At 58.3% G+C, this 26,349-nt stretch carries 29 protein-coding genes; 3 read left to right on the top strand and 26 right to left on the bottom strand.

Annotated elements, in window-relative coordinates; all coding sequences use genetic code 11:
• The 5 genes from yihA to rpmH form a co-directional block, all read right to left on the bottom strand.
• On the bottom strand, positions 1-672 hold the full coding sequence (gene yihA, locus B3759_RS11125) for a ribosome biogenesis GTP-binding protein YihA/YsxC (protein ID WP_010667004.1): 672 nt from the start codon (positions 670-672) through the stop codon (positions 1-3).
• Between the two features lie 4 nt (positions 673-676).
• Positions 677-2,416, bottom strand: a complete 1,740-nt coding sequence (yidC, locus tag B3759_RS11130; protein ID WP_291365988.1) for a membrane protein insertase YidC — start codon at positions 2,414-2,416, stop codon at positions 677-679.
• Between the two features lie 119 nt (positions 2,417-2,535).
• Positions 2,536-2,808, bottom strand: coding sequence for a membrane protein insertion efficiency factor YidD (yidD, locus tag B3759_RS11135; RefSeq protein WP_291365989.1), 273 nt, complete (start codon positions 2,806-2,808; stop codon positions 2,536-2,538).
• A complete protein-coding gene (gene rnpA, locus B3759_RS11140; protein WP_291365990.1) occupies positions 2,805-3,149 on the bottom strand; it encodes a ribonuclease P protein component in 345 nt (114 codons plus the stop codon). Before rnpA ends, yidD begins: the two co-directional genes overlap by 4 nt.
• 47 nt (positions 3,150-3,196) lie before the next feature.
• A complete protein-coding gene (rpmH, locus tag B3759_RS11145) occupies positions 3,197-3,331 on the bottom strand; it encodes a 50S ribosomal protein L34 (RefSeq protein ID WP_010667008.1) in 135 nt (44 codons plus the stop codon).
• Positions 3,332-3,500: 169 nt separating this feature from the next.
• Between rpmH and B3759_RS11150 the strand changes: the two genes are divergently transcribed.
• On the top strand, positions 3,501-3,872 hold the full coding sequence (locus tag B3759_RS11150; protein ID WP_291365991.1) for a hypothetical protein: 372 nt from the start codon (positions 3,501-3,503) through the stop codon (positions 3,870-3,872).
• A gap of 3 nt (positions 3,873-3,875) precedes the next feature.
• On the opposite strand, the gene gloA is transcribed toward B3759_RS11150, so the two are convergent.
• From gloA to folK, 21 genes are all read right to left on the bottom strand, one after another.
• Complete coding sequence (gloA, locus tag B3759_RS11155; protein ID WP_291365992.1) at positions 3,876-4,274, bottom strand: lactoylglutathione lyase; 399 nt, start codon at positions 4,272-4,274, stop codon at positions 3,876-3,878.
• Positions 4,250-5,344: an acyltransferase family protein gene (locus B3759_RS11160; protein WP_291365993.1), complete on the bottom strand. Its 1,095-nt coding sequence runs from the start codon at positions 5,342-5,344 to the stop codon at positions 4,250-4,252. The genes gloA and B3759_RS11160 overlap by 25 nt, the downstream gene beginning before the upstream one ends.
• Positions 5,345-5,519: 175 nt before the next feature.
• Positions 5,520-6,350, bottom strand: coding sequence for an LpxI family protein (locus B3759_RS11165; RefSeq protein WP_291365994.1), 831 nt, complete (start codon positions 6,348-6,350; stop codon positions 5,520-5,522).
• An 11-nt stretch (positions 6,351-6,361) separates the two neighbouring features.
• Complete coding sequence (gene lpxA, locus B3759_RS11170) at positions 6,362-7,237, bottom strand: acyl-ACP--UDP-N-acetylglucosamine O-acyltransferase (RefSeq protein WP_291366078.1); 876 nt, start codon at positions 7,235-7,237, stop codon at positions 6,362-6,364.
• A gap of 136 nt (positions 7,238-7,373) precedes the next feature.
• Complete coding sequence (gene fabZ / locus B3759_RS11175; RefSeq protein ID WP_408736487.1) at positions 7,374-7,793, bottom strand: 3-hydroxyacyl-ACP dehydratase FabZ; 420 nt, start codon at positions 7,791-7,793, stop codon at positions 7,374-7,376.
• Positions 7,794-7,905: 112 nt separating this feature from the next.
• Positions 7,906-8,994 carry a UDP-3-O-(3-hydroxymyristoyl)glucosamine N-acyltransferase gene (gene lpxD, locus B3759_RS11180; RefSeq protein WP_291365996.1) on the bottom strand — a complete coding sequence of 363 codons (1,089 nt, stop codon included), beginning with the start codon at positions 8,992-8,994 and terminating at the stop codon, positions 7,906-7,908.
• A gap of 24 nt (positions 8,995-9,018) precedes the next feature.
• Positions 9,019-9,918: an OmpH family outer membrane protein gene (locus B3759_RS11185; RefSeq protein ID WP_291366079.1), complete on the bottom strand. Its 900-nt coding sequence runs from the start codon at positions 9,916-9,918 to the stop codon at positions 9,019-9,021.
• Between the two features lie 7 nt (positions 9,919-9,925).
• Positions 9,926-12,364: an outer membrane protein assembly factor BamA gene (bamA, locus tag B3759_RS11190; protein WP_291365997.1), complete on the bottom strand. Its 2,439-nt coding sequence runs from the start codon at positions 12,362-12,364 to the stop codon at positions 9,926-9,928.
• A gap of 252 nt (positions 12,365-12,616) precedes the next feature.
• On the bottom strand, positions 12,617-13,726 hold the full coding sequence (gene rseP / locus B3759_RS11195; protein WP_291365998.1) for an RIP metalloprotease RseP: 1,110 nt from the start codon (positions 13,724-13,726) through the stop codon (positions 12,617-12,619).
• Between the two features lie 48 nt (positions 13,727-13,774).
• On the bottom strand, positions 13,775-14,932 hold the full coding sequence (dxr, locus tag B3759_RS11200; RefSeq protein ID WP_291365999.1) for a 1-deoxy-D-xylulose-5-phosphate reductoisomerase: 1,158 nt from the start codon (positions 14,930-14,932) through the stop codon (positions 13,775-13,777).
• Positions 14,933-15,004: 72 nt separating this feature from the next.
• Entirely contained in the window at positions 15,005-15,889 is an 885-nt protein-coding gene (locus tag B3759_RS11205; protein WP_408736481.1) for a phosphatidate cytidylyltransferase, read from the bottom strand.
• Positions 15,886-16,650, bottom strand: a complete 765-nt coding sequence (gene uppS / locus B3759_RS11210) for a polyprenyl diphosphate synthase (protein WP_099348290.1) — start codon at positions 16,648-16,650, stop codon at positions 15,886-15,888. The genes B3759_RS11205 and uppS overlap by 4 nt, the downstream gene beginning before the upstream one ends.
• A gap of 8 nt (positions 16,651-16,658) precedes the next feature.
• Entirely contained in the window at positions 16,659-17,180 is a 522-nt protein-coding gene (frr, locus tag B3759_RS11215; RefSeq protein WP_048874179.1) for a ribosome recycling factor, read from the bottom strand.
• Positions 17,181-17,306: 126 nt separating this feature from the next.
• The gene (gene pyrH, locus B3759_RS11220) at positions 17,307-18,044 is read right to left on the bottom strand and encodes a UMP kinase (RefSeq protein WP_010668150.1); all 738 of its coding nucleotides are present in this window, start codon (positions 18,042-18,044) and stop codon (positions 17,307-17,309) included.
• Positions 18,045-18,374: 330 nt separating this feature from the next.
• Complete coding sequence (era, locus tag B3759_RS11225) at positions 18,375-19,274, bottom strand: GTPase Era (RefSeq protein WP_010668149.1); 900 nt, start codon at positions 19,272-19,274, stop codon at positions 18,375-18,377.
• Complete coding sequence (gene rnc, locus B3759_RS11230) at positions 19,271-20,017, bottom strand: ribonuclease III (protein WP_291366000.1); 747 nt, start codon at positions 20,015-20,017, stop codon at positions 19,271-19,273. Before rnc ends, era begins: the two co-directional genes overlap by 4 nt.
• 24 nt (positions 20,018-20,041) lie before the next feature.
• Positions 20,042-20,848 (bottom strand): signal peptidase I, encoded by an 807-nt coding sequence (lepB, locus tag B3759_RS11235; RefSeq protein WP_291366001.1) that lies wholly within the window; start codon positions 20,846-20,848, stop codon positions 20,042-20,044.
• Positions 20,849-20,957: 109 nt separating this feature from the next.
• A complete protein-coding gene (acpS, locus tag B3759_RS11240; protein ID WP_291366002.1) occupies positions 20,958-21,365 on the bottom strand; it encodes a holo-ACP synthase in 408 nt (135 codons plus the stop codon).
• Between the two features lie 13 nt (positions 21,366-21,378).
• On the bottom strand, positions 21,379-23,634 hold the full coding sequence (locus tag B3759_RS11245) for a RelA/SpoT family protein (RefSeq protein ID WP_291366081.1): 2,256 nt from the start codon (positions 23,632-23,634) through the stop codon (positions 21,379-21,381).
• A gap of 178 nt (positions 23,635-23,812) precedes the next feature.
• Positions 23,813-24,199: a DNA-directed RNA polymerase subunit omega gene (gene rpoZ / locus B3759_RS11250; protein ID WP_010668144.1), complete on the bottom strand. Its 387-nt coding sequence runs from the start codon at positions 24,197-24,199 to the stop codon at positions 23,813-23,815.
• A gap of 70 nt (positions 24,200-24,269) precedes the next feature.
• Complete coding sequence (folK, locus tag B3759_RS11255) at positions 24,270-24,791, bottom strand: 2-amino-4-hydroxy-6-hydroxymethyldihydropteridine diphosphokinase (protein ID WP_291366003.1); 522 nt, start codon at positions 24,789-24,791, stop codon at positions 24,270-24,272.
• Between the two features lie 133 nt (positions 24,792-24,924).
• On the opposite strand from folK, the gene B3759_RS11260 reads away from it, so the two are divergent.
• Positions 24,925-25,518 carry an NYN domain-containing protein gene (locus B3759_RS11260; RefSeq protein ID WP_077813482.1) on the top strand — a complete coding sequence of 198 codons (594 nt, stop codon included), beginning with the start codon at positions 24,925-24,927 and terminating at the stop codon, positions 25,516-25,518.
• A gap of 77 nt (positions 25,519-25,595) precedes the next feature.
• Positions 25,596-26,252 carry a uracil-DNA glycosylase gene (locus tag B3759_RS11265; RefSeq protein WP_291366004.1) on the top strand — a complete coding sequence of 219 codons (657 nt, stop codon included), beginning with the start codon at positions 25,596-25,598 and terminating at the stop codon, positions 26,250-26,252.
• Positions 26,253-26,349: the final 97 nt, after the last annotated feature.

Consider the following 26,349-nt stretch of genomic DNA (forward strand, 5'->3'; position numbering starts at 1 on the left):
TCAGTTCTGCACCGGTTCCGCAAAGGCCGCAATTTCTGCCCGCAGTTCCGGGATACCGAGCCCCGTCTGGCTACTTGTCCGCAAAACCAGTGGATGAGCGGCAGGATGACGGCTCACCTCTTCCACCACTTCCCTGTAGCGGGCTTCCTCGGCTTTTGGCTTCACATCATCGCACTTCGTCAGCACGACTTGGAAATTGATGGCCGCCTTGTCGAACATGTCCATCACGTCACGATCGGACGCTTTTGTCTCGATCCGGGCATCCAGCAACAGGATCACACGCCGCAGATTGGGACGACCACGGAGATAATCAAACATCATCCCCTGCCAGTCTTCCTTCACAGCCTTGGCCGCTTTGGCGAAGCCATAGCCCGGCATGTCCACCAGAACGAGCTGACCATCGAGATCGAAGAAGTTGAGCTGCTTTGTCCGGCCTGGCTCGGAGGAAGCTCGCGCCAGACTTTTACGACCCGTCAGCGCATTGATCAGACTCGATTTTCCAACATTGGAGCGTCCGGCAAACGCCACTTCCGGCGCAGCCGGGTCCGGTAACTGACCGATCTGCTGCGCACCGTAAAAGAACTCGCAAGGTCCGGCGAACAGAAGCCGTCCGGCCTCAAGCTGCTCGGGTGACAGCTTGAGAGAGGCAGAGAAATCCTGTTCACCGCTCATTGCTTCAGCCTTTCTTTCCGCGTGGCTTGGCAGGCGGAATGATCTCCGGCTCGTTCTTCTTCCGGGCGTGCAGCTTCATGATCGTGTACTGCTGCGCCATCGTCAGCAGGTTGTTCCAGCAATAGTAGATCACTAGACCGACCGGCTGTCGCGCCATGAAGAAGGTGAAGATGAACGGCATCATGATGAAGACGGGCTTCTGAGCCGGATCAACGGTCGCAGGATTGATCCGCTGCATCAGCCAGATGGTGATGCCATACAGGATCGGCCACGCGCCAAGAAGCAGCCACGATGAAACAAGCGTCGGATCGAAAGGCAGCAGACCAAACAGGTTGAAGATATTGGTTGGGTCCGGTGCCGAAAGGTCATGGATCCAGCCGACGAACGGTGCGTGCCGCATCTCGATCGTGACGTAGAGCACCTTATACAGACACCAGAAGACCGGAGCCTGAATCAGGAGAGGCAGACAGCCGCTGGCCGGATTCACGCCTTCCTTCTTGTAGAGCTGCATGACCTGCTGGTTCATCTGAACCGGATCATCCTTGTAACGCTCCCGCAGTTCCTTCATGCGCGGCGCAATATCGCGCATCGCTGCTGCCGAGCGGAAACCCTTGGACGCCAGCGGGAAGAACACTGCCTTGACGATCAGCGTGAAGGTCAGGAGCGCAAGACCGAAGTTACCGAAGAACTGATAGAGCCAGTCAAGAACGAAGAACACCGGACGTGTCAAAAAGGCGAACCAGCCGAAATCGACAGCTTTCCAGAAGTCCGGAATGTTCATCTCATGCTGGTAACGCTCCAGAAGACGAACTTCCTTTGCGCCGGCAAACACATGCGAGGTCGTCTGGATTTCTGCATTAGGTGCGGCGACCAGCGGCTTCTGCCCAGTGAACCCGACCTGATACGCGCCAGCGGGCGTATCGAAGCCATAGGTGCCACCGACCTCTTCCTTCTGGTCCGGAACCACGGCTGCCAGCCAGTATTTATCGGTGATACCGGCCCAGCCACCTGTGCCAGCCTTCGACCATGACACGAAATTTGGTGCCGTGGAGCCATCACGAAGCGACTTGTAGGACTCTTCACCCAGCTTTCCGTCGATCACGGAAATCGGGCCTTCATGCACCAGCATACCGCCTGTCTCGACCGGCGTGTATCCCCGAACCACACGGGAGAACGGCACCAGTGATACCGCCGCACCAGTCGTATTGCGGACCTTCTGCGTGACCGTGAACATGTAGTCACGGTCCACGGCAAGGTCGATTTCAAACGTCAGGCCACCACCGTTATCCCATGTCAGGACAACTGGCGCATCGGAGCCAAGCTTGGGAGCCGAGGTCGTCCACAGCGTATGGGAATCAGGAAGCTTGATGGTCTGGCCGGGAGAGCCATACCAGCCAAACTCGACGTAGGTCGGCTCTTTCTCGTTACGCGCTTCCAGCACGCGAACAAGCGGGCTGTCAGGTTTGACAGTCTCGTGGTAGCCGCGAAGAACCAGATCATCGAGGCGTGCACCCCGAAGATTGACGGAACCCACCACATCCACGGCATCAATCGGCAGACGGGACGGCGTTTCCTCGCGATCCGTCACTTTCGGCTGATCGTTCTCTGTGGGGGGTGCCGTTATGGCTGTGGTTTTGCCCTGTATCGCCGATGAGGTTTTGTGTTCCTCCGGCATGAAATAGTCAAAACCGATCAGTACCAGCGCCGACAGAACGGTCGCCAATATTACACGTCTGATATCCATACCGACCGGCTGGCCTCTCTCACTTCGTGAAAACATCTCCGGGCAACCAGCATGGCTCCCGGCACAATTAGCGGTATCTCATAGCGGAATTGCGCTCGATTGCCAGATGCTCAGGCAAACTATGTTCGGATTTTGACAGAATTCCGGGCCTGCGCAGGGGGAGGAACCGGGTCATATCCACCCGCCGTCCAGGGGTTGCAGCGCATAATCCGCCTGAAAGTAAGCCATACCCCCCAGAAGGGACCATGAGTCTGCACGGCTTCGACACCATAACAGCTACAGGAAGGATGAAACCGGCAGTTCGGTCCCATCACCGGACGCATGGCGATCTGCCAGAAACGCATGCAGGCGACAATCATGCCTGAAAGCAGTCTGGTGCTGCCCTGCTTCATCCCAGAACGTCTGTTTTACGGAGAGCTTTGCGGAGATCTTCGACAAGATCAGAAAAGGCGCGACGCCCGGTTCCATCACGACCGATCAGGACGAGATCAACACCGACAAGGGGGGTTTCCCGTTCCACGACGAGAAGCGCTTCCTTCAGGCGTCTGCGGGTACGATTCCGGACGACTGAATTACCGACTTTTTTGGTGACGGTGAAACCGACACGGGCAACATCATCGTCCTCACGACGAAGTGCCTGAAGAACCAGCCCCGGCATCGGCGCTTTGCGGGCTTTTGCCGCAACAGCCAAAAACTGGGGCCGTTTTTTCAGACGAATCGAGCGCTGGTGCATGAGCATGTCCTCCGCGCTGATCCGTCACATAACCTGAGGCAGAGGCCTCAGGCTGACAGGCGCTTGCGGCCCTTGGAACGACGGTTCGCAAGAATACGACGGCCACCGACCGTTTCGGTGCGTGCACGGAAACCGTGGCGGCGCTTACGGACCAGCTTGGAAGGTTGATACGTGCGCTTCACGGCTGCACTCCCTTAAAATTCTCAGACTCGATTTCGCAAAAGACAAAACCGGAGTCATTCCGTGTCTTGTCTGGATCGCGGGCTTATAGTCATGTGAGGCTGTAACGTCAACATTATACAGCGGGTGCTTGCGGTCCGACTCTGACCGTTTTCCCGCCAGGAGACAGAATTGTCCCGCTCCCTCCCCGCTCTTTCCGTTTTTCTTCTTGTGCTCGCCTGCGGCCTGATTTCCCTGTTTGTGCCTTTACCGCTGGCCGCACGGATTCTTCTGTGCCTCGCGGGGGCGCTCATCGCAACGGGCGCTTTCCTCTGCCTGCCCTCATCGCCTGTTGCCAGCGTGTCAGTCAGTGAAAAAGCCACAGAATCAGCACCGGAAATTTCTCACCAGTTACGTCATGATCTTCGCGGAATGATTTCTCCCGCCATGCTGGCGGCTGACCAGCTTTCTCTCAGTTCGGATGAAGCCACCCGAACCAGAGCCGAACAGATTCTCTCGGCTCTTGATCGTATGGCGGAACGCCTGAAAACAACGAAAACCTGACTATCAGGCCAACTCAGGCTTCTGGATAAGTTCAATCTTGTAACCGTCAGGGTCTTCAACAAACGCAATGACTGATGTGCCGAATTTCACCGGTCCTGCTTCACGTGTAACTTTGCCTCCTCCGGCTCTCACCGTTTCAACCGCGGCAGCCACGTCGGGAACACCGATGGCGAGGTGACCGAAGCCGGTGCCGACATCGTATCCCGCGTCTTCGCCCCAGTTATAGGTCAGTTCAATTTCGGCCTGACCCTCCGCATTGCTCGCGAAACCTATGAAGGCCAGAGTGTATTTTCCTTCAGGCACATCCCGCCTGCGAAGTTCATGCATCCCTAGCAACTTGTAGAATGCCAGACTTGCTTCAAGATTTTTTGTGCGGATCATGGTGTGCAGATACGTGCCCATGGTCGGTTCTCCTGCTTGATTTGGAAGCTTTGTTGCCAAGTCATTCCATCATGGGGGACCACTTCATCGCAGGGCAAAGAAGCGGGCAATCCGGATTTTTCCAGTCCAAGATATAAGACATAAGAGCCTGCCACACCGACCAACGTGCCGCAAATCAATGCAGGGACAGCCGTGTACACATGCATCTGGTGCAGTATCCGGGGCACTAAAGCCAGCACGAGAATATGCAGCAGATAGATGGCGAGCGAGGCCTGCCCCAGCCGCGCCAGTCCTGACGCAATAAAGGACAATGAGGATATCTGCAGAAGCGCGCGGCTGAGAAACGCCAACCCTAGAAGACCAAGAAAAGCGACCGGCAACATAATGAACTGGACGGGCCGTCCCACATGCGCCTCAAACATTGCGTAGGCGAGCCCCCCGTAGATCACCAGAATGCCTGCGCTCCACAAGCCTGCCCGCCTGACATTCGGCAGCGCAGGCAAACCTCTCTCAGCCAGCAGAAGACCAACATAGAAAAATGGTGCCTGAACAATAATATCAACGACAATTTTGGGCAGCATGGCTGAAGGCACAAAGGCCACAGCAAGGTCCACAACGAGACTGATCGCCAGAATGGCGACAGGATGACGCCACAGCAGAACAGCACCGATCTGCATGAAAAACAGAGCGTAAAGAAACCACAGAACACTGATGGGCTGCCAACCAATCAACAGAATCTGATGCCAGGCCACCATATGATGCACGTGTGTCAGAGAGGACATCACATGCCCCACAAAACAATAAATAATCGACCATAAGCAGTAAGGCCAGACTATATTTGAAATTCTACTTCTAAGGAATATTGATTTATTTCTTTTTCTCAAGGAAACAAAAGTAAAATATCCTGAAACAAGGAAAAATACAGGCATATGCACTGCATAAACAATAAAATCGAGGAACTGCAAACTCGCCGGAGCAATGGCCATCGTTTCCATCTGGCCTCTGTTCGAATGACCAAGAACAACCAGAATGATGGCTATTCCTCGAATGATATCGACCGATATATCGCGACCAGCATGAACCGAAGTCATTTTGACTGAATCCTGGGGCAAGGCCGTATAATCCTTAATAAAAATTAAATTATATATTACATAATGTATCGTGTTTCCATGCAAAAATCACTCAACAAAATACGGTAAACTCTTGTGAAAACGATAATTCATAATCAAAATTGTCAGTATACTTAATTGGTGCGAGGTAAATCCCTCAAACACCAAACAAAAACAATCCTGCCTTGTCCGCCGCCACAATACAGGCCTTCGGATCGGTCAATAGAGTAGCACCAGCCTCGAACGCTATCCCGACAAGACCTGCCTGAGCCGCTTCCTCAATTGTTCTGGGACCAATCGTCGGCATATCGGCACGGCGTTCCTGGCCAGGCTTACACAGCTTTATCAGCACCCCACCCTCACCGGGCTGGCGACACTGACCAGCCCGCTTCAGCATGGCGTCAGTCCCTTCCATGGCTTCAACAGCCAGCACAACACCGTTCTGAACGACGCATCCCTGCCCGATATCCAGCTTCCCCAGTTCCCGAACCACTTCAACACCGCGTTCGATATCAGAGCGAGCCATAGCATCAGGCTGATGACGACCAAGAGAGCCCTTATGCCCCAAGGACTGGGACAGGAATTCATGGGCTCCCCGGACGGTGAACCCTTCCTCTCCAAGAATTCTGACAAGCGCACCCAGAAGTCCGTCATCACCAGCGAAAAGCGCTCGACCAAGACGCGCAAGGATACGGGCGCCTTCAGCGTCCGGACGAAGATCACGAAAGGAAGGCCGGCGGACTGGGCCAATCAGAACAATGTCGCCACAATCATGCTTGCGCAACTCGGAAAGGATAGTGCCCGCAGCCGCAAGACGCACATAGGCGTGCGGCCAAGGATCGACGACAGCGGGCTCAGCAAAATCCTGAAAGGCAACGATGAAAACATCCCGCCCCTGTGCGGCAGCAGCGGCGGCCACCTGTCCGGGTAATGGACCGCCACCCGCGAGAATACCAACGCAACGTCGTGATGCGTCAGAAACACTCACCGCCTGTTGCCTTAACCGGCTTCAGTTTCACTTGTGGAAAAATCGCTCGTTGCGATACGCACGAGTCCTCGACGCGACGGAGCGTCTATAAAGGCAAGGATTTCAGCAATCCGCGGATCATCCGAGAACTGTGCTTTTACCTGCTCAAGACGGGCGGCAAAGACATCACCCTGCCCATCCCGCGGATACAGCAGCCGGAAGGCCTGCCGCATGCGATGGCGCTCTTCCAGCTTCACCCCATGACGACGCAACCAGATCCAGTGCAGCCCGACCAGACGTGCCCGGTTTCCCAGCACACTGCCGTAAGGAATGACATCCGCCTCAACACCAGCAACACCGCCAACCAGCGCCGCGCGACCAATCCGGACAAACTGGTGGATCGCAGCAGAGCCCATCACGCGGGCATCATCCGCAATGGAAACGTGACCACCCATCACCACATTGTTGACGATGATCACACGGTCACCCAGCGTGCAGTCATGGGCGACATGAGCGTTGGCCATGATCAGGCAGTCGGACCCAACACGGGTCAAACCACTTCCAGTCGCCGTGCCCCGATGGATCGTGACATGCTCGCGCACAACCGTACGGGCACCGATCTCGCAGCGCGTCGGCTCCCCGTTATATTTGAGATCCTGAGGCGCAAGCCCCACGGTCGTGAACGGATAATAACGTGAGTTTTCACCAAGACGCGTGTGGCCATCCACGATGACATTCGCCACCATTTCCACGCCATCTCCGACCTCAACATCGGGGCCGATCGAACACCACGGACCGATCCGCACGCCTTTACCCAGCTTTGCTTCCGGAGCAATGATCGCCGTGGGATGGATGCCTTCGGGAAACGACTCAAGACCCCGGGAGAGGCCTGCTTCCTTAATTTTCATCGCTTCAGCCAGAGCTGCCTCCATTGCCGCCATTTCCCGTATCCACGTCAATTACGGCAATTCGTGGACCGGCTAGAATCACTATCAGGAATGTCTGCCTCCAGATGGACATCAAACACCCTGTGCCAGACCGCTCCTATTCCATGATCATGGCGCTGAATATGGCTTCTGCTACTGAAACGCCTTCCACACGCGCCACGCCCTTGAATTTCCAGACGTTCGCCCGCTGGCGTTCTTTTTCGACATGAATACGCAACTGGTCGCCCGGACCAACCGGCCGACGGAATTTTGCATTCTCGATGGTCATGAAATAAACCAACTTACCTTCGAAAGCCTTACCAAGCGTCAGCACCACAAGAGTTGCTGCCGTCTGCGCCATGGCTTCGACGATCAGCACACCCGGCATGACCGGACGAGCTGGGAAATGCCCCTGGAAAAAAGGCTCGTTGACGGAAACATTCTTTACACCGACGGCCGATGCACCCAGTTCGACATCAACCATGCGGTCAATCAGCAGGAATGGATAGCGATGAGGTATCGCTTCCATGATCCGCATGACATCCACGGCTTCAATATGGGTCGGCCCCTGTTCGGGAGCCTGCTGCGTTTCAGGTTTCTGATCCACGTCTCTCAAACCATTCCCAATGCGCTGTCTGCGCCAGTTCCTGTCACTCTTCCCCGCTACCGGGTTTCTTTGACAGCTTTCTCAGTGTCGCCACGTTCCGGAAAAACTCCCGGAAGGGCATCGCCGGACTGCCAATAACGTCGGCACCGGCCTCAACATCCGACATGACACCGCACTGCGCGCCAATCCGGGCTTTCGCTCCGATCCTGATATGACCGATCAGACCGGCCTGGGCCGCGACTGTCACGAAATCACCCAGTTCGGTCGAACCGGAAATACCTGCCTGCGACACCACGATGCAGCATTTGCCTAGGCGGGTGTTGTGACCAATCTGGACCAGATTGTCGAGGCGCGAACCGGCACCAATCACCGTGTCCTGCACCGAACCACGGTCAATTGTCGAATTCGCCCCAATCTCCACGTCATGCTCAAGCACGACGCGTCCAAGCTGTGGCACACTTTCAAAGCCTGCGGGACCGACGGCAAAACCAAATCCGTCCTGCCCGATCCGCGCACCGGGAAACAGGACCACCCTGTCACCAAGTGTCGCATGTGACACGACAACCTGTGGACCAATCCGACAGTCCCGGCCGATGGTCACCCCATCCCCGATAACAGCATGGGAACCGATGATGGTTCCCTCACCGATTTCGACACCGTCTCCAATCACCACGAAAGGGCCGATTTCACAGGAGGACGGCACAACAGCGCCTTCTCCGATGACGGCACTTGCATGGCGGCCCGGTTTTGCGGGAGGAACCGGATGGAACATCCGCGCCACGCGCGACCACGCGAGGTAGGGAGTGGAAGAAACAATCGCCGCACTGGTTGCAGGCACCCGCTTCGCAAAAGCAGGCCCCACGATAATCAGGCCAGCAGCTGTAGCATCAAGCAGCGGCGCATAACGTCGGTTATCAAGAAAACTGACCTCGGTCGCTCCTGCTGACTGAAGAGGACCGATTCCAACATAACGGCGTCCTATTTCTGCGCCTTCACGGGGAGGGATGAATTCCCCTCCCGCCGCTTCAGCCAGTTCTTCGCCGGAAAACGGACCGCTGCGGGTAAAAAAGCGGGCATTGGCCACACCCGCTCCCTTTTGATCCCCCAACGCAGTTTCAGGATTACGCACCATTATGTCAGATCACCTTCTGTCCGGTCACTTCTGTGCCGGAGCAGCAGATGGCGCAGGCGTAGCTGCCTGACTGGTCGTCGGGGCCGGACCCGGCGGCGGAGAGGCTGTTGTCGGCATCTTGCCGGACTTGGCCAGCACTTCCGGATCCTCGTTTGCTGCCGGGATGTAGACTTTCGGCAGAACCACGTTCAGCTGCTTGGCGACCTCGTTGGTGACGTCCTGACCATCCACATGCAGAGCCACCTGCTCGCTATGCAGCACCAGATTCATACCGTGGCTCCCTGCGACCTGCTGGATCACCTGCACAAGCTCACGCTCGATCTGTCCCAGAGCCACCTGAGCGGCTTCCTGAATGACCCGGTTACGGTCACGGAACTGACGCTGCGCCCGCATGACTTTCGACTGGAGAGCACGCTCCTGCGACTGGATCTGGTCAGCCGTCATGCTCTTGGCGTTGCTCTGCAGCTTCTGCTGCTCCTCACGCCAGCCAGCCTGCGCATGCTGTGCGTCACGCGCCAACTCGTCACGGCGACCACCGAGTTCACGCTCGACCTGCTGTCCGGCCAGAGACTGACGCATGACGTCCGCAACGCTAATCATGCCGATAACGGCGGCTGGCGGCGGAGCAGCCTTCGGCAGTGCAGGCGCAGGAGGAATGGCTGGTTGCGGCAGAACCGGAGGCGGACGGGATGAGTTGTCACCGTCATCACCACCACCGCTGCCGTCATCATCCGCTGGCTGCGGCATCGGGCGGCTGGCATGCGAAGGCGCATGAGCCGGAGGAGGTGGAACCGGATGCGCCGCCTTCGGCACGAACCAGCCGCCACCGCCAGCCGACTGGGCGAACGCATCGCCGGAAATCATTCCACCGGCGGCAAGCAACATCGAAGAGGCCAGAACAGCGGCCCGTGAGAAACGAATCATCATCACCTCAGAATTGCTGGCCGAAGCCAAAGCGCAGAAGCTGCGTGCGGTCATTGTAACTGCGACGGATCGGCACGCCGCAATCGATGTTCAGCAGACCGAAAGGACTTTTCCAAGAGATACCGGCACCGGCGCTGACACGTGGCGTCAGGGTGTCACCACTCACGCCCTGATACAGGCCATACTGACCATCTTTTACCGGGTTGGTCAGACGACGACGAACGCGCAGACCCGCCAGACTACCGGTATCAACAAAGGCGCGGCCACGAAGTCCCATGGACGACGCATAGGGGATCGGGAAGTGAACCGTAATCGATCCCGTGTAGATAAAGCGGCCACCCAGCATATCTTCACCGGCACGGTTATGACCAACCGGCGTGTCCTGACCAATGGCGCGAGGCCCGACACCACCATCCCAGAAGCCACGCAGATTGTTACCACCGAGATAGAAGTTATCGATGATCCAGTCCTTGCTATGACCCCAGTCGGTCATGAAGCCGGTGCCCGCCTTGAATTCGACGGTCCAGTCATGATTGTTCATGAGATCGTCAAGCGGCAGATAGTACGCAGCGTCAAACTTTCCACGCAGATAGCGGGCATCACCACCCAGACCGGCGATATCGCCACCCAAACGCAGGATGAAGCCTTTATGCGGCAGCAGACGGCGGTCACGCGTATCATACTGCAGCACAGTTCCAAGCTGCGAGAGCAGGGAGTGGCCCTGGTTATCCAGAATATACTGGGAAGAATGATCCCAGACACCGGAAACGCCACGTTCCATCAACGAGTAGTTGAAGGACTGCGACAGATGGTTGGTATAGGCGTAACCCATACGCAGGGTGATACCGTAACGGCTTTCAGAGTAGTTCTGATACGTCTGGTAGTGGTTGTTGATGTAGAACAGATCCGCACCTACCACGAGGTTACGGTTCATGAAGTACGGATCGGTAATCGAGGCATCAACCTGACGCTCGTAATAGGCCATGGTGCCTGAAATACCGGCGTCAATGCCGGTGCCGAGCAGGTTATGCTGCTTCAGGCCGATATTACCGATCACGCCAACGTCGGTGGAGTAACCGCCACCGAGGGAGAATTCACCCGTCGGCTTTTCCACGACACCGGTGGAAACATTGACCTTGTCCGGCGCAGATCCCTGTCCCTGATTGATCGTAACCGTCTTGAAGTAGCCCAGATCCTCAAGGGACTGCTTGGCGTATTTCTTGAGAACCGGCGTGTACGGGTCGCCCTCGGACATCGGCATCTGACGACGGATAACATTGTCACGCGTGACAGTGTTCCCGTTGATGTCGAGCCGCTCGACATACATCCGCGGGCCTTCGCTCACATCAAACAGCAGATTGACGATCTGCTTTTCAGGGTTACGGGCAATCTCGGGACGAACCATCGCGAAGGGATTTCCTTCACTCTGAAGCGTCTCTTCCATGTTGGTCACGTTCTGCTGGACCGCGTTTCCGTCGTACCACTGGTTCGGGTAGACCTCGACATACTTACGCAGCTTCACAGCCGGCATATGTCTCAGGCTGGAACGGATATCGATCTTGCCCAGACGGTAGCGTGGCCCTTCCTTGATCGTGAACGTCACAAAGAAGGACTTGCGATCAGGTGACATTTCACCGGTCGCATTGACCATCTGGAAATCAACAAAGCCATTGGCGAGGTAATAACGACGCAGCAGCTCTGCATCGTACCGCAGCCGCTCCGGGTTATACTGGTCAGCCGAAGAGAAGAAACGATACCAGGCCGTCTCCTTGGAAGAGACCACGCTGGCAAGCTGCGCTTCGCTGAAATGTCTGTTTCCGACAAACGTAATGCGCTTGATGAGGGTCTGCGGCCCCTCGTTGACCTGAAACACCACATCGACACGATTATGCGCCAGCTTGATCAACTGGGGCGTTACTTCGGCGCCGTAACGGGCCTTCTGGGCATAAACCTCAAGGATCTTCTGTCGATCGGATGTTGCCGACTCAGCTGTGAACACCGCGCGCGGACGCAAGCCAATCACCTTGCGAAGGTCTTCATCCTTCGCCGCATGATTACCCTCAAAGACGATTCTGTTGACGATGGGGTTTTCGACGACCTGCACCTGCAGCATGTTGCCTGACCGGTGCAGCGTCACATCCTTGAAAAGACCCGTTGCGTAGAGCGTTTTCAACGAGCGATCGAGATCATCCTGATTGAAGGTGTCGCCCGGACGCGCCACCATATAGGACAGAACCGTGCTGGTCTCGATACGGTCATTGCCGCGGACCTCGATTTCCTCGATACGCTGATTGCGGGAGATCACATCATCGCCGACCGTCTGCCGTGACGCTGCCGGGTGCTGATGCACCGGCATGAACTGAGCAGAGGCCTTCTGGGAAAACAGGGCGGGCAGCAGGCACACCGATGCAAGCAGAGCCGAACGTTTACTCTTCAACACCAGCACCCTTTCCGTCCTGAATTGTCACCATCAAGGCAGCCTTTCCGAACCGTCACTTTCAGGGAAACAGGCACCGGCACCATATGCACGGTTTCCTCCCCTGGGACACAGCTTTGCGTCCATCATGGGACTATCCGAACTTCCGGTCATCCTGCAAGCCAGTGATGCCGGTTTTCCGCATTATGCAAAAGGTTTTTTTAATAAACCCTGCCAGCAGGACACAGGGAGCGCCTCCCTGGACGCTCCCAAGGTGCTGCCTCATCCCGCCAGCGAGGACAGCCACTTGAAAAGACCGAAGCTGGAAAGATCATTGAAAGTGGAAAACAGGAACAGTCCGGCCAGCAGGGCAAATCCTGCCTGAAAACCCACTTCCTGTATCTTTTTCGGCACAGGACGGCCTCGAATCGCTTCCACCAGATAGAACACCAGCCGGCCACCATCCAGAATCGGCACCGGGAACAGATTGATCAGCCCCAGATTGACCGAAAGCAGCGCCATGAAGGACAGCAGGCTGGCAAAGCCATACTGCGCGACCTGACCGGACATCTGCGCAATACGGAGCGGCCCACCAAGATCACGCGCCGTGTGCTGGCCGGTGATGATCTGAATCAGCCCATCCAGCGTCTGCACGGTCGTCATCCAGGTCGCCTTCGCTCCGCTAACAACAGCCTTCGGAAAGGACTGCGGCGCTCCCGGTGTCGAGGCGAACTCGATGCCGAGCTGGCCGATCGGCTTGGCCTGCGCTGAAGATGGCTTCACCGTGCCCAGTGTCACCGGCAGGGAGAGATCTTCCGCACCACGCTTGATGTGAATCGTTGTCTGCTGCCCCGGTTCGGAAGCAACCTGCTTCTGGATCGCGGCAACATCGGAACTGCTCAGATCACCCAGACCGAGGATGGTGTCCCCGGTTTTCAGCCCGGCGGTCGCAGCGGCGCTCCCCGCCTTTACACCAGCAACTTCATTGCGAGGGATGGGCTGACCGCAAGTTGCGAACAGCAGCACGAACAGCACGAACGCCAGCACGAAATTGAAAACCGGCCCGGCGAGGATAATGATCGCCCGCGACAGAACGGGCTTGTCATGGAACGTCCGTCCCGGCTCCCAAGCCGCCTTCTGCTCGTCGGTCGCCTCATCGGGGCCTTCGAACCCATGCGGCTTGACGAAACCACCCAGCGGAATCGGCCCTACACGCCACTCGGTCCCGGCCTTGTCCGTCCAGCGGACCAGCGGTGGACCGAAGCCTATGGAGAAGGTCTCGACCTTCACCCCGCGCCAGCGTGCGGCGAGGTAATGACCAAGTTCATGGATGAAGACCAGAACGCCGAGAACGACGCAGAACGCAAGAATCGTCCGGATCAGGTCATGCATGGGTCATACTCCTTTGCACACGCATCGCGGCGTGAGTTTCACGGCGGCTCAGGCAGCCCGCTTCAGGACACGCTCTTCCGCCGCACGGCGCGCTTCCGAGTCCCAGTGCAGGACCGCGTCCAGATCATTGATGGCCGGAGCCCCGAGAGCCGTCATGACTGCCTCGACAATACGGGGAATATCGAGAAAGCCGATACGGTTGTTCAGGAAGGCCTCGACCGCAACCTCATTCGCGGCGGAAAGGATGGTGGACGCCGCTCCTCCGTCACGCAACGCCTGTCGCGCAAGCCGCAGCGCCGGAAAGCGCACTGGGTCCGGAGCTTCGAACACCAGCGTCCCGAAAGTCGCCAGATCCAGACGGGGAGAGGTCGTCGCCATACGTTTCGGCCAGGCAAGGCAGTGCGCGATGGGAATACGCATATCGGCGGAGCCCATCTGGGCGATCAGGCTACCGTCTGTGTACTGCACCATACCGTGCACAACCGACTGAGGATGCACCAGCACGTCAATCCGGTCTTCGGTCAGCCCGAAAATCCGTGCCGCTTCGATGACTTCCAGCCCCTTGTTGAACATGGAGGCGGAATCGATGCTGATTTTCGCACCCATACTCCATGTCGGATGCTTCAGGGCCTGCGCGGGTGAGGCTGCTTCCATCTGTTCCAGCGTGGAAGTGCGGAACGGGCCACCGGACGCGGTCAGGATGATCTTTTCGACCTGATCTTCCTGACGGTCCGCCATGGCCTGAAACACAGCGTTATGTTCGGAATCGACGGGAAGCAACGTCGCATTGGCGTCCTTGACGGCGCGCAGCATGACATCACCAGCGCAGACCAGCGCTTCCTTGTTGGCCAGCGCCACTGTGCGACCATTCTTCACGGCGGCAAGGGTCGGCTCCAGACCGGCGGCACCTGTAATCGCCGCCATGGTCCAGTCAGCGGGAACACCCGCCGCTTCGATAACGGCGGCACGACCACCACTGGCCTTTACATCGGTTCCGGCAAGCAGGGATTTCAGTTCCGGCAGCAGAGCCTCGTCCGCAATCACGGCCTGTTCCGCACGCAGCGCCTTCGCCTGCTCGGCCAGCAGCGCAACATTCCGGCCACCGACCAGAACCCGCACCGCCACATCGTCGCCCGACTGATGCAGGAGATCGACCGTCGAGCAGCCGATGCTTCCCGTGCATCCCAGAACCGTTACTGTCTTCATCACCGCCTCATCTTACCCGCTTTATCCAGAAAAAACGACAGGGCTCCATGAAGAAGCCCTGTCATACTTCCGTCAGCGTCCCATCATCCGCATCAGAGCAGCGAGAATGTCGCCCACTCCAACAGTCCAGAAACCTGCTCCCTGCTGTGCTGCGAGAGACAGCAGGGCTGCCAGTGGAGCCACCGCCAGCAACGCATCAAAACGATCGAGCAGTCCGCCATGCCCAGGCAGCAGCGTGCCAGAGTCTTTTACGCCACGCCTGCGTTTCACAGCACTTTCGATCAGGTCACCTGTCTGGGCCACTATTCCCAAAAGCACAGCCCATCCCGCGCTCCTGAGCAGCACGGAAGACAGTGGCAAATTCCCATTTTTGTTGGACATCCACGCCAGCACCATACCCGCCAGCATAGCGCCTGCCAGACCGCCCACAGCACCAGAGCGTGTTTTTCCCGGAGAAATGGAAGGAGCCAGCTTGGGGCCACCAACAAGACGTCCCACCAGATAGGCCGTGGAATCGCTGGCCACGACCAAAGCAATGACGAACACAACCGACCATATACCGGTATCGACACCAAGACGCAGCCACAGCAGTGAAGCGCCAGCCGCGACAATGATCGCGTTACCGCACCACAGGGCCGGCCCGAATATGAAAGCACTCATGGGAAAGGCGACAAGCTGCGTCCAGCGGCCTGTATAGGCCACGATACCGGCGCACAGGGCCCATGCCAGATACAGCACGCCACGCCATGACCGCGTTGATAGGCCAAACAGTCCGGCCAGTTCAGAGGCCAGCCCGCACATGGTCAGAATGATGAGGCCGCCATAGATCACGCCGCCCGCGCCGATTGCTGTGGCGGCCACGATGATGAGCACTAATGCGGAAATGAGGCGTGGTCTGAGATCCTGCCAGTTCGAACCTTTAGCCGATCCGCTCGACGGAGAAACAGGACTGCTCACGCCGGACGCGCACCAAAGCGACGTTCCCGGCGGGCATAAATCTCCAGCACCTGCATGAAGCTGGCTTCATTGAAGTCAGGCCAGAGCTGCTCAAGGAAAACCAGTTCGGCGTAAGCGCTCTGCCAGAGCAGGAAATTGGAAAGCCGATGCTCTCCGCTCGTACGGACAATGACATCCGGATCGGGGATACCCGCTGTAAGCAGATGGCGTGACACGACGTCTTCATCAATCGAATCGGGATCGATTTCGCCGCGCTGCGCTGCTCTCGCCAGTGCCTTGGCGGCCTGCACGATTTCGCTGCGTCCACCGTAGGACAGGGCGAGCAGCAGGGTCAGACCCGTATTGTGCGCTGTCAGTCGCTCGGCGCGCTCAAGCTCATCACAGAGATCGGGTCCGAAACGGTGCACTTCACCGACAAACAGGATGCGCACCTGCTGGCTGTGCAGTTCCGCCACCTTGTGACGGAGATAGAAACGGAGCAGCCCCTTCAGATCCGAGACCTCATCTGGGCCACGCCGCCAGTTTTCCGACGAAAACGCATAAAGGGTCAGATATTCAAGCCCCTGCTTCCGTGCAGCCTTCAGGCAACGGGTGACTGCCTCGGCTCCGGCGCGATGACCGGCGATACGCGGCAGCCCACGAGAGGCGGCCCATCGTCCGTTACCATCCATGATGATCGCAACATGCCGGGGGATCGCACCGTCCGAAGACGCTCCGATCGTCGCCGGGCCTGTTGTCGCCGTTGCCAGAGGAAGAGGCATCCCTGAGATCAGACCTGCTTGATCTCGCGCTCTTTTTCAGAAAGCGCCTCGTCGATTTTCTTCACATACTGGTCGGTGAGCTTCTGGATCGCATCCGACCAGGTCTTCACGTCGTCCTCGCTGATCTCGCCTTTCTTCTCGAAGCCCTTGGTCTTGTCCATGCCGTCACGACGGACACCGCGCACGGCAATCTTGGCGCCTTCGGAATACCGACCAGCGGCTTTGGCCAGCTCGTTACGGCGTTCTTCAGTCAACTGGGGGATCGGCACGCGTATGGTCTGGCCTTCGCCTGCCGGGTTGAGACCGAGACCGGAATCGCGGATGGCTTTTTCAACCAGACCCGCCAGCGAACGGTCCCAGACCTGAACCGTCAGCATCCGCGCTTCCGGAGCCGCGATCGTCGCCACCTGCGTCAGCGGCACTTCACCACCATAAGCCTCGACACGCACCGGCTCCAGCAGGGCCGCATTGGCGCGTCCTGAACGCAGACCGGCGAAATCACGACGCAGGCTGTCGAGCGCACCCTCCATACGGCGTGTCAGATCTTCAGTAAGCGTGTCCAGTTCAGCCACGGCGGCTCTCCCCTCAACAGACCGGCGGCAATGATCCGCACGCCGGTTCAAACATGAATGATTGATGAACGTCTTTGCGCTGTATCAACCGGCTTCTTCAATCCGTGTAAATGGCCCCTCACCCCTCAGCACACGCTGGAACGCACCCGCTTCGTGAATATTGAAGACGATGATCGGCAGTCTGTTCTCACGGGCGAGGCTGATGGCCGCGGCATCCATGACATTGAGATCGCGTGACAGAACTTCAAGATAGGTCAGGCTCTCATAGCGCTTGGCATCCGGATTCTTGCGGGGATCGGAGTCATAGACGCCGTCCACCTGCGTCCCCTTCAGCAGAATGTCGCAGTCCATCTCGGCGGCGCGCAGGGCAGCGGCCGTATCCGTTGTGAAGAACGGGTTACCCGTGCCGGCGGCGAAGATCACCACACGACCTTTTTCCATGTGGCGGACAGCGCGGCGGCGGATATAGGGCTCGGCGATCGAAGACATGTGAATGGCGGACATGACCCGGGTCGGGATGCCTTCCCGCTCCAGAGCGTTCTGCACCATCAGTGCGTTGATGACGGTGGCCAGCATCCCGGCGTAATCACCCTGGGCGCGATCCATGCCGCGTGCTGCGGCTGTCAGTCCACGGAAGATATTGCCACCTCCGACGACGAGGCAGACCTGAATGCCACTCTGTGCGACAGCAGCGACATCAGCGGCGATCCGGTCGACCGTCTGGGCGTCAACGCCATACTGGCCGGTGCCCATCAACGCCTCACCGGAGATTTTCAGGAGCGCACGACGCGGCGTGGCGGGGCCTTCAGCGGTGATGTTCATGGTACCTCAATGCGCGGATAATTCGGATGGTCTCTCCACGTCCCTCAACATCCTGCCGGACGAGCTGACATGGAACCCGAGGCCACGTCATATCGTCCGATGGCGTGTATCACAAGAACAGACGTAAATATCCCTATAAAATTCAGGTTTAAACACCAGTGGCAGTTCTGGAAGAAAGCCTGCCTCTGCCTTCTTGCAATCCGGATTTATATCTTTTCAGAGCTTTGTCCCGAACCTCACCAAGGAACGCCATCCCCTTGATCCCGACGTATCCAGTCAAGGGTTCGGGACCTTTTCGGAACGAAAACCCTGCAACACTCTGAGCAAGACTCAGGCGTTATCGTCCAGCCCGATGGCCCGCAGACGCGCCCGCTCCTCATCCCAGCCAGCACGCTCCTTCACATTGAGGAACAGATGACAGGGCCGATCCAGCAGGTCAGCCAGCTGAAGCCGCGCCTTGAGGCCGATTTCACGAATACGACGGCCACGCTCGCCGATCAGGATCGCCTTGTGGCTCGCCCTCCCAACATAGACGGTGACATCGATCCGCACGGATCCATCCGGACGCTCGACGAAACTCTCCGTCTCGACCGTTGCGCCATACGGTACTTCCTCATGCGTCTGCAGAAAGATCTGCTCACGCACCAGTTCCGCCGCCAGCAACCGATCTGGCAGATCGGTCATGTCGTCTTCCGGATAAAGGAACGGGCCGAGCGGCAGGGACTCCGCCAGACGATCGAGCAGATCATCCACACCATTGCCTGTGCGGGCGCTGATCATGAAGACGTGCTCGACCGGAATCATCTCGGCAACCGCCGCCGTCAGAGGCAGCAGGGATTGCGGCGTCACCAGATCGGTCTTGTTCAGCACCAGCCAGACACGTCGTCCGGCCTTGGCCAACTGTTCGATCACAGCCGTCGTCGCGTCATCCAGTCCAGATTTCGCATCGATCAGCAGCAGCGTGACGTCGGCATCCTCGGAACCTGACCATGCTGCCGCCACCATGGCGCGGTCGAGTTTACGTTTCGGACGGAAGATACCCGGCGTGTCAACGATCAGGATCTGGGTGGCATGCCGGATCAGGATGCCCAGCACCCGGAAGCGCGTTGTCTGCGCCTTGGGGCTGACGATCGACAGCTTCGCGCCCGCCATACGGTTAAGCAGGGTCGACTTCCCTGCATTCGGCGCCCCGACCAGCGCGGCGAACCCGCACCGTGTCTCTTCTGTCATTTCCGTCCTGCTCCCGGTGCAGTGTTAAATCTTTCCAGCAGATTGGCTGCGGCGGCGCTTTCGGCCGCCCGCTTGCTACCTGCCTCTCCTTCGCCGATCATACCGGCGGCGTGAACTTCCACGACAAAGCAGGGGGCATGTGACGGCCCGTCTGCGCTGACCACCTCATAGGCGGGCAGAGCCAGCCCACGTGCCAGCACCCATTCCTGCAAGGCCGTCTTGGGGTCTTTCGGCGGTCTGGCCTGCGCAATGATAGCCTTGTCCCACCACTGCCGAACCAGCTTGCGCGGCGGCTCCAGTCCGCCGTCCAGATACAACGCCCCCAGAATGGCTTCCAGCGCATCAGCCAGCACGTTCGCCGTGCCGCGAATCCCGGCCTTGTCCTCGTGCTCGGCGACATCCAGCGCTTCGGGCAAGCCCAGTTCCTGCGCGACCTGCGCCAGCGCGGTGCGCGACACCAGATGGGCGTGACGCGAACCCAGCGCGCCTTCCTGCTCGTCCGGATAGCGCTCCAGCAACCACTCCGCCATCAGCAGTCCGAGCACCCGGTCGCCGATAAACTCAAGCCGTTCGTTCGAGCCCGCGCCTTTGGTCTGGCTTTTACCACCGCTTTTGCCTGGGCGCTTCCCGGTACGCCGCTGATGCGCGGCGGAACGATGGGTGAGCGCCTCGCCCAGCAGTTTCGCACTGGTGAAACGATAACCAATCCGCTGCTGCAGGCTGTTGAGTACGGTCTGTTCCACAAGATCCCCGTTCGTCACTGTCGATCAGTGCACGACATGGAAAAGCCGGGCCCACCGGATTTCCGTCGGCCATGCCCAGAATTGCCAGATCGGGTGCGTCATATCCACCGAGAAGAAGATCATACCTGCCCGGCCAACAAGGTTCTCCATGGGCACAAACCCGAGATCCTGATCGGCATCGCCCATGAAGCGACTGTCCGCGCTGTGATCACGGTTGTCGCCCATGGCAAAGAAATAGCCGGGAGGAACAATGTAGTCAGGGGTATCGTTGCGCTGTCCATCTTCTGGAAAAAGCAGAACTCCATGCACGATTGGCGACCGTCCGGCACTCCCCGGCAGGGTCTCCCGACACAGATGACCTGATCGGCCCATGTGATACTCGTCCTGCTCGACATACTCGCCTTCAGGCGCACAGGGTACAGCCGTGCCATTCAGATACAGCTGTCCTGCCCGCATCTGGATGTGATCACCGGGCAGACCCACGATCCGCTTCACGTAATCAATGGAAGGGTTCTTGGTGAAGCGGAACACCGCCACATCGCCACGATGCGGCTCGGTACCCCAGACGCGTCCCTGAAACAGGTTGGGCGACAGCGGAAAAGAGTATTTCGAATAGCCGTAGCTATATTTGGAAACCCACAGATAATCGCCAACCTGAAGCGTAGGGATCATTGAGCCTGAGGGAATGTTGAACGGCTCGTAGAGGAATGTGCGCACCACCAGAACCAGCAGAATGACGCTTGCAAGCCAGCGCACGAAGTCAAACAGGCTCTCCCCTTTGCGGGCAGTTCCGTGTCCCTGCGTCGTGACGCTCTCGTCCTTAGGCTTCATTCCGTCCCCTGTTTCCGCCTGATCCCCACCACACGGCAAGGCTATCGCACCCTGACCGGGCGAACGGCGGATGAAGCCGAGGCGACCCACCCCTGTCAAGCAAAAGCGCTCAGAGGCGCGGAAAGGCTTCGATCATGACCTGCGCCAGTGCGTAAGGCGTATCATCCGTCATCGACAGGTGAAGACGCCCCTCCATGTCCGCCGGAACCATGCTGGCCAGCCTGACGGCGGCCCCTCCGGTCAGCGTCAGCACCGGCTGTCCGGACGGCAGATTGCCCACGCCGATACAGCTATGAAACACGCCTTCAGCAAACCCTGTTCCGAGGGCCTTGGCGCAGGCTTCCTTCGCGGCCCAGCGTTTGGCGTAGGCACCAATCCGCGCCTGTCCGCTGCGACGTTCAGCCCGCGCCCGCTCGGTTTCCGTAAAGACACGATCCAGAAAACGTGCGCCGAAGCGCTCGATGGCCTTCTCGATCCTGCGCATGTCACACAGATCCATGCCGGTGCCGATGATCATGCTTCAAAGCCCCTCATGACCGCGCCCGCTCGACCTGAGAGATCCCTTCCACGGAACGGAGCCCCCCGATCACGCTCGACAGATGCCGCAGATCCCGGACTTCCACATCCACCAGCACTTCCATGAAATCGAGCTGGCGATGCACGATCTTGAGGTTCACGATCGAACCATCCTGTCGAGATACACCGTTGGTGATCGTTGCCAGCGTGGTCGGCTCATTAGCCGCAATCACCGTGACACGACCGACAAACGGCTCGCTACCCGCTTTCCCGACACGACCCAGCGCTTCGTAATCCCAGTCCACATCCAGAAAACGCTCCGGGGTGGCGGCAAAGGATTCCAGTGTCTGACAGGTCGCTGTGTGGATGGTCACACCCTTGCCGCTGGCGACCACACCCACGATCCGGTCTCCCGGCAGCGGATGGCAGCAACCTGCGAAATGAACAGCGATCCCGGCTCCAAGACCGACCAGCGGCGCCATTCCGGCACCGCCCGTTTTCGGTTTGGGCATCGGCGCACGCGCCACGAGACCCGGCACCATACGAGGACCGCGCGTAGTACGGCGGAGTTCCGGATACGCAGCATGGACAACGTCACGTGGACCAATGTTGCCGGTTCCGACCGCGACATACAGGTCTTCAACGGACGCCTGCTTCAGTTCCTTGAGCAGCGTCTCCAGCACCTTTTCGGAACCATCCACACCTTCCTGACGGAACGCCTTGGCAAGCGTCGCCTTACCTGAGTCCAGCGAGACCTGACGCTGCTGCTGCGCGACATAGCGGCGGATACGCGCACGCGCCTTGCCGGTGACAACAAACCGCTCCCACGACGGCGACGGTGCGCCGCCGCGAGCGGTCATGATCTCGACCTGATCGCCGTTCTGAAGCTCGTAGCGAAGCGGCACCAGCCGCCCGTTTACCTTCGCGCCGACGCACGAATCGCCGACCTGACTATGCACGGCATAGGCGAAATCCACCGGCGTCGCGCCAGCGGGGAGCGGGATCAGCTGACCCTTCGGCGTGAAGCAGAAGACCTGATCCTGATAAAGCTCCAGCTTGGTGTTTTCGAGAAACTCGTCGGGAGCCGAGGAATCTTCCAGAATTTCGAGCAGATCCTGCACCCAGCGCGGGCGCTTCATCTTGCCGACAACCTCATCCGGCGCGGCACCAGTGGGAAGCTGTTTGTAGGCCCAGTGCGCTGCCACACCGTTCTCGGCGATGTCGTTCATCTCCTCAGTGCGGATCTGAACTTCAATTTTCTGGTTACGCGGATGACGCAGCGTCACACCCGTATGAAGACTCTGGTAACCGTTGGCCTTCGGGGTGGAGATGTAATCCTTGAACCGCCCGGCGATCATCGGGAAAGCGCCATGAATGGCACCGAGCGCGGCATAACAGTCTTCCCGCGACTCCACGATGAGACGGAACGCCATGATGTCGGAGAGCTGCTCGAACGCCACGTTACGGCGCTGCATCTTCTCCCAGATGGAATAAGGCGATTTTTCACGCCCCTTCACATCAACATTCTCGATTCCGGATTCGCGGCACAGACGCGCCAGCTCGCGCTTGACGTCCTCAATGATGTCAGCGCCCTGCCCGCGCAGATAATTCAGGCGGGCGCGAATGGTGGCGTCGGCTTCCGGCTCCAGCTGCGCAAAGGCAAGGTTCTGCAACTCCGTCTTGACGCGATCCATACCGATGCGCCCGGCGAGCGGCGCATAGATATCCATCGTCTCACGGGCGATGCGGCGTCTGCGGTCCTCACGCTGCACGAAATGCAGGGTGCGCATATTGTGCAGACGATCGGCCAACTTGACGATGAGGACGCGAATGTCCTTCGACATCGCCAGTACGAGCTTGCGGAAATTCTCGGCCTGCTTGGTGCGGTCAGACTGGAGTTCGAGACGGGTCAGCTTGGTGACGCCATCGACAAGTTCGGCGATCGTGGGGCCAAACTGCTCGCGGAGCGTCTCGATGCTGACGCCGGTATCCTCGATTGTATCGTGCAGAAGAGCCGTGACGATGGACGGCACATCCATCCGAAACCGGGCAAGGATCATCGCGACGGAGAGTGGATGGGTGATGTAGGGATCACCCGCGTCGCGCAACTGGCCTTCGTGCGCGTCACGCGCAACCTCGAACGCCTTCTGAACGAGAGCGATATCCGCGTCAGGATTGTATCGAAGAATACGCTGGATCAGGCGATCCGCTGAGACCTCGGCAATTTCGTCATTCTCTGCGAGAGACACGCCCCTGCCTCGGGGCAGCATGAGATGCGGTTCCTGTTCCACGCCTCACCCCTTTCCAGCAGAGAGATCGGAGCCGAAGAGCGGGGAGACAGGAGCAGACGCGGGGATGACGAAAATCTCCATAATTGAGCGGAGGAGGTTCAGTCCCCGTCAGACGCCCCGTACGGAGCGTCCGGCGGTATAGTATGCCAGAACGGGATCAGCGCTTGCCGCGGCCTGACATTTCGGCCTCGAAAGCAGCCTTCATTTCTTCCGGAGAGAGATCGGTCACCTCTTCCTCAGCCGAGCTTTCCTGCAGACCGAAGATGTTCTGCTCGGTCGGGATAAGGTCCATGACCTCTTCATCGGCCGGCTCAGGCTCGGGAGCACGCGCCAGCGAACGCACAAGGTCGTTGCGCAGCGGCTCAAGCTGAACGGTCTCCTCGGCGATCTCACGGAGCGCGACAACAGGGTTCTTGTCGTTATCGCGATCGACTGTCAGTTCCTCACCGCGGGACAGGTTGCGTGCACGCTGAGCAGCAAGCAGAACCAGTTCAAAGCGGTTCGGCACCTTCTCGACGCAATCCTCGACTGTGACGCGCGCCATGGGGCGGACCTCCGGAAAATTTTGTTAAAGACGTTTTCTACCACCATCCCCGCAACAAGGGAAGCCTTGGTCAGTGCGCTTGCGGCTCCAGCCGTCGGATCGCCTGAGGAGGCAACGCATCCAGAAGCGCCTGCACCGTCTTTCCCGAGCCCGGCTCCCGCCAGTCAGGCAGGACGTCTCTCAACGGCAGAAGCACAAAAGCTCTTTCATGCGCCCGTGGATGCGGCAGCAGTGGAGCGCTGTTCGTTCTGACGATCCCACCCATGTCGATCAGATCCAGATCCAGGGGACGGGCAGCGTTCACCACGCTCCGCACACGCCCGAATGCGGCCTCAATCTCGTGCAATGCGTCAAGCAGCGCTTCCGGCGCAAGAGAAGACTTGCCCACTATGACGCCATTTATGTAGGGAGGCTGACCAGAGGGCGGAACGGGCTCGCTCTCATACCATGAGGACACAGCATCCACACGCAGCCCGTCAAGCTCTCGCAGAGCCTCTACAGCTGCCTCGCAGGTTGCGGCGGGGGCTAACAGTTTTCCATCAATGGGAGCATAACTGGCAAGGTTCGCGCCAATGGCTATCACAACCCGCACCACTTTAACCCTCCAGCCTTTAAAACACGTGTTCCGGTCGTCCGATGAAAAGATCGACAGAACTCCGGCGACACATAACCAAGTCTTAACCAGTTCGCTATACAGTCAGCGGTATTAAAGGAACACAAACTTAATGATCATTCATAACACTGAACGAACCAGCCTCTTCATTGATGGATCAAGCCTTTACTCAGCCTCTCGCGGTCTTGGTTTCGATGTCGATTACCGTAAAATGCTCGATTTCTTCGCACGGAGATGTCACCTCCTGAGAGCGCATTATTATGCGGCAATTCTTGATACTGAAGAATATTCCCCCATCAAGCCGCTGACCGACTGGCTGTCCTACAACGGCTATTTTCTGGTGACCAAAACAGCGCGCGAATATACCGACCAGAGCGGTCGCCGCCGTATCAAGGGCAACATGGACATCGAAATCGCCGTGGACATGATGGAGGCGGCTCCCCGCATTGATCACGCCATTCTGTTTACCGGCGATTCGGATTTCCGCCGCGTGGTTGAAGCCGTGCAGCGACAGGGCGTCCGGGTCACCGTCGTTTCCTCCATGCGTTCTTCACCGCCTCTCATTGGTGACGATCTGCGCAGACAGGCAGACCAGTTTGTCGATCTCGCTGACATCGCTGAAGAGATCACCCGCCGGCCAGCCGAACCCCGGCCGCGCCAGACCCCGATTCGTCACCCGGCGGATCAATTGAGCGAGCCTGAATAAGGCCGCACACCACATCCCCGACACCCCACCCCTTACTCCCCGGTGGGGTGCGGTTGTGTCCAGGAGCATGTTACCGCATGGGAGTCGTTACCTCATCTGTCGTCGATCTTTCAGACACGACGGATTCTATCGACAACAGTGCGGTCTGTCCGCGTTTTGCCGTATCCGGCTCTGGCATTGGATTGTCCGCAGAACGTCTTCCGTTCGGTCCTGCTGACGCCAGCCTGTTGATCGTAGCGCCTGCTTTTATCCATCCGCAGGAAGGTAACGACACGTCCCTCTTCGATATAGAAACCGAAACCGTCTTCTATGAGGCGCTGATCGAATCCGGCTTCCTTTCGCGCGGTGTGGATAAGGATGGCGACATCATGCTGTCCCCTGTGGGAACCCGGTTTGTCAGCGTTATCCAGTCTCCACCGCTTTCCGATTTGCCGCTGCCGTTGGATGTCGTTGACTGCAATCATTTTCTGCGCACCGAATTGCAGACGCTTCCCAATCTTCGTGTTGTTCTGACTCTGGGTGTGCTTGCGCATAACGCCACACTGGCCGCCTGCGGTGTGCCGTTTTCCCGAGTCAGTTTCCAAAATGGCCAGATTTCCAGCATGCCGGATGGCCTCATGATCGCGAACAGCCTTCTACTTTCGCGGCATAATCTGCAAACAGGCCACGTCTGCCAGCATTCTTTCAGAAAACTGCTTCAGCAGATCCGGCAGGAAATCGACTCACTAGAATAGAAATCGATACGGGTAACTACCAGAGAACGATCTTAAAGATCACTCGACGCACACCACTTCTGTCATGCGGCTGGACACATTCATCAAGAATAGTGAT

Source organism: Acetobacter sp. UBA5411 (assembly GCF_002409645.1).
Lineage (GTDB): Bacteria > Pseudomonadota > Alphaproteobacteria > Acetobacterales > Acetobacteraceae > Acetobacter.